Here is a 4,142-nt window from a genome sequence, read left to right on the forward strand (position 1 = left end):
TCTTTCCTGTTCCCTGTTCCCAGATCCGCTGTTCCCTAAAACCAGGTAATCTGTACCTCACCAAATTGAAAACCGCTATACAGCACGGCGGAAATCAATATACTTTTCAAAAATAGCAAAACTCTTATATATTAAACCTCTAATAACTAAACATGTAATAATTTTGAATTTTGAATTTTGAATTTTGAATTTTGAATTCCGCACAGCGGTACTAGTTTTTCAGGTTTGCAATAGGTTCAATAATTAGGAATTAAGGACTAGTAATTTTGACTGGTGCGCCGTTTTTTAGTCCTTCACCACCTGACACAACTAGGGGTTGATTGGCTTGTAATTTTTGATTAGTGATCAGGAGTTTTTCCCCCATATCCGCTAATATTTCTACGGTAAACTCTTGTGCTTTGTCTTGGTAAATGGTATATATTAAGGATTGGTTTTTTCGTTTAATGATGGCATCACGGGGGATAACAAAACTGGGATCTACATCAATGGGTAAATCTAAGGTGGCTTCAATTCCCATTCCAGCTAATAAGTCTTTTGGGGGATTGTTGAGATTTACCCTTACTAGTTGTCGCCGTGAGTTGGCATTGGCTGTAGGCACAACGCTGGTAATCTGTGCTCGTTGCTGCCAGTTAGGTAAACTTCGCGGTGCAGTTAATTCCACATACATCCCTGGTTTGACCTGATTAGTAAACTTTTCTGGTACTTGTAGAAAGATATCGAATTGAGCATTATTGACCAAGGTAATGATGGCATCGCCACCTTCAACATAGTTGCCAGTGTCAACCTGGCGGGATTGCACAACTCCGGCTATAGGCGCTTTAATCGTGGCTCGTTCTGATGCTAGTTGAGCTTGCTCAACCGCTGCAACAGCTGCTGCTACTACCCCTTTCTGGGCATCAATTTCTTCCTGGGTTGGTCCGACTTGGGCTTCCGCTAACAGAGCTGCAATGCGCAACCGCTCACTGATGGTGGCATCAACGGTACTTCTGGCTTCAGCAATCTCTTGCTGGGTTTTAGTTTGTTCTGCACTTAGGGCAGCTTGAGCCCGTAAGCGCTCACTGGTAGCTGCATCAGCTGCTTTTTCGGCTTCCACTTTTGCTCGTTCAGACAGAGCTCCTTCCAGAGTTAGGGCTTCAATGCGTTTTAGGTTATCCTTGGCTTCTTGTTCCCGAGCTTGAGCCCCATCTAGTTCTGCTTGCCGTTGGGCAATTAAATTGGGTTGGACGGCTATCATACCATCAAGGTTGTCCTTTGCTTCTTGTTCCCTAGCTTTAGCGGCATCCAGTTCTGCTTGCCGTTGGGCAAGAATTTCTGGACGGGTTCCCACTTGTAATCGAGCGAGATTACTTTTTTCCTGAGCAAGCCTTGCCTTAGCTTGGGCGAGGGCTAACTGTTGGTCAGCACCATCAAGAATAGCAATGGTCATGCCCGGTTTAACGCGATCGCCTTCTCGGACTTTGACTTGTTGTATTACACCATCCACCTGAGATTTAATCGTGATTTTTTCACTTGCCTCTACTTCACCCAGTAACTGGATCCGTTTAATTCCTTTACCTAAGGTCAGGGGAATAGTTTCTACAGGTCGCGGTGGTGTCTGTTTAGTTTTCGTCTGGGCTACAGGGGGTTCTGGTACTGTCGAGATTTGCAACAAAGCTAGACCTCCTACCAAAAACAGGACTGTGAGTAGCCATGCCGAGGATTTGGCTTTGGTTTCTTCTTGGCTTTGAGAATTTGAATCTGGCTGATAGTGATTAGACACTTGGGGATTTACAGGTTCCATGGTGATGCCCTGACAAAAAGATGTCAAAAAGATGTTTATAGGATAACTTTGCTCAATCCTACTGGCGGCCTCATGAACTCGATCAGAGCAGTTGACTTAGATAGGAATTAGTCTAGCTTTACAAATTTTAATCAAAATTTAATGGTTATGGCATCAAAGTTTTTATATTATTGGGAGAGAAATATTTAATAGATGAGTGAAGCGCTACTTTGTGTCGAAAACTTGCAGGTGGCCTATCCTAGCAGCCAATCCCTTGAAAAACCCACTTGGGCAGTAGATGATGTTTCCTTTATCCTAGATTCAGGGGACCGACTGGGATTAGTCGGTGAGTCAGGCTGCGGTAAGTCTACTCTGGGACGAGCAATCATGCAGTTGTTACCGCAACGGTCCCGAGTGAAAGGACAGGTTAGGTTTGCAGGAAAGTCTGTCTTTGATTTAACCCCTGCACAGCTGCGCCAGTTTCGGGGAGAAGCAGTAGCCCTAGTCTTTCAAGACCCGATGACTCGCCTTGACCCTTTAATGAGTATAGGGGAACACTGCCTAGAAACCCTCAGAGCTCACCAACCCCAGCTATCAGGACGTGAGACTAAAGCAAAAGTAATAGAAACTCTAGATGCGGTGAAAATTCCCGCTAATCGCTTCTCTCAATATCCCCATGAATTTAGTGGTGGGATGCGGCAACGGGTTGCGATCGCATTAGCCTTGTTGCTCAATCCCAAGCTAATTGTAGCAGATGAACCCACCACTAGCTTGGATGTTACGGTAGAGGCACAGATATTAGAAGAATTAACCATGGCTTGTCGAGAACGGGACATGGCACTGTTACTGATTTCTCACGATTTGGCCATGATCGGGGAATATTGCGATCGCATTGCGGTCATGTATGGTGGGAAAATGGTGGAAACTGGGCCAGTGGCACAGATTCTGTGGCAACCTAACCATGATTATACGCGATCGCTTTTAGAAGCAGCTCTACATCTCCAGGCAGTTAAAGACCACACTGACACTAATGACCCTGACACTAATGACAATGAGGGGAATTCCAGCTCTGCCATTCCTACCCCTTTACTAAGGGTTACTAATCTCAAGCAATATTATACCTTAGAAAGCAATTTTATTCAGCAACTGGTATCTCAAGAAAAAAACGTTATCAAAGCTGTGGATAACGTCAGCTTTGATTTATATCCTGGTGAAATTTTGGGACTAGTAGGAGAATCCGGTTGTGGTAAAAGTACTTTATCTCGCACTATCTTGCAATTAGTTCGTCCTACTGCTGGAACCGTTGAGTTTCAAGGCACAAATTTAGCTACACTCAATCGACATTCCCTACAAGAGATTCGTCGTCAAATCCAAATGGTATTTCAGGACCCCCATGCTTGTCTTAATCCTTTAATGACTGTGGGAGAAAGTATTGCCGATCCCTTATTTATTCATAAATTAGCGGTTAATTCAACAGCAGCTAAAAATCAGGTCAACGAAATGCTAGAACGGGTAGGATTAACGCCTGTAGAAGATTACTATAATCGATATCCTGCTGACCTTTCTGGAGGACAACAACAACGGGTTGCTATTGCTCGGGCATTGATTACTCATCCTAGTTTGGTGATTTGTGATGAACCAGTGAGTATGCTGGATGCTAGTGTCCAAACTCAAGTATTAGAATTAATGTTGGAGTTGAAAGAAGCCTTTAATCTTACCTATTTGTTTATTACTCATGACCTCTGGGTAGCACGATTTTTCTGTGATGGTATCGCCGTGATGAACAAAGGTCAGATTGTTGAAAAGAAACCAACTCATGACCTGTTTACTAATCCTGAGCATCCTTACACTAGAACCTTGCTAGAGGCAGCTCCATTGTTAGATAAACAAAGGTGATTTCTAAGCATTCAGCGGTCAGCTTTCAGCTTTCAGCTTTCAGCGGTCAGCATTCAGAATTCAGCATTCAGCTTTCAGTTTTCAGCTTTCAGCATTCAGCTTTCAGCTTTCAGCTTTCAGCTTTCAGCATTCAGCTTTCAGCATTCAGCTTTCAGTTTTCAGCTTTCAGCTTTCAGTTTTCAGTTTTCAGTTTTTAGTTATCAGTTATCAGTTATCAGTTATCAGCTTATGCGCTACGCGCACGCTACGCGAACAGTTAACGGCTAACGGCTGACCGCTGACCGCTGACCGCTGACCGCTGAAGGCTGACCGCTGAAGGCTGACCGCTAACGGCTGACCGCTGACCGCTGACCGCTGACCGCTGACCGCTGAAGGCTGACCGCTGAAGGCTGACCGCTGACCGCTGACCGCTGACCGCTGACCGCTGAATGCTGATAGCTGAATGCTGATAGCTTACTAAAGGATTTCAATAGTTTGAGCAGTGATA

General features: G+C 44.5%; 3 protein-coding genes. 1 reads left to right on the forward strand and 2 read right to left on the reverse strand.

Annotated features, from left to right (window positions below; translation table 11 throughout):
* Positions 1 to 250 precede the first annotated feature (250 nt).
* The gene (locus F6K20_RS27100; RefSeq protein WP_008190564.1) at positions 251 to 1,780 is read right to left on the reverse strand and encodes an efflux RND transporter periplasmic adaptor subunit; all 1,530 of its coding nucleotides are present in this window, start codon (positions 1,778 to 1,780) and stop codon (positions 251 to 253) included.
* 192 nt (positions 1,781 to 1,972) lie between these two features.
* Here F6K20_RS27100 and F6K20_RS27105 point away from each other — a divergent pair, with 192 nt between their 5' ends.
* Positions 1,973 to 3,655 carry a dipeptide ABC transporter ATP-binding protein gene (locus F6K20_RS27105; protein ID WP_287296709.1) on the forward strand — a complete coding sequence of 561 codons (1,683 nt, stop codon included), beginning with the start codon at positions 1,973 to 1,975 and terminating at the stop codon, positions 3,653 to 3,655.
* A gap of 256 nt (positions 3,656 to 3,911) precedes the next feature.
* Here F6K20_RS27105 and F6K20_RS40190 read toward each other — a convergent pair whose 3' ends face one another.
* The gene (locus tag F6K20_RS40190; RefSeq protein WP_071986983.1) at positions 3,912 to 4,091 is read right to left on the reverse strand and encodes a hypothetical protein; all 180 of its coding nucleotides are present in this window, start codon (positions 4,089 to 4,091) and stop codon (positions 3,912 to 3,914) included.
* Positions 4,092 to 4,142 lie beyond the last annotated feature (51 nt).

The sequence above is a fragment of the Moorena sp. SIO2C4 genome (genome assembly GCF_010672485.1).
Lineage (GTDB): Bacteria > Cyanobacteriota > Cyanobacteriia > Cyanobacteriales > Coleofasciculaceae > Moorena > Moorena producens.

Coding starts and splice junctions, on each gene's coding strand:
- F6K20_RS27100 (WP_008190564.1), bottom strand. CDS start 1,780: ATGGAACCTGTAAATCCCCAAGTGTCTAATCACTATCAGCCAGATTCA.
- F6K20_RS27105 (WP_287296709.1), top strand. CDS start 1,973: ATGAGTGAAGCGCTACTTTGTGTCGAAAACTTGCAGGTGGCCTATCCT.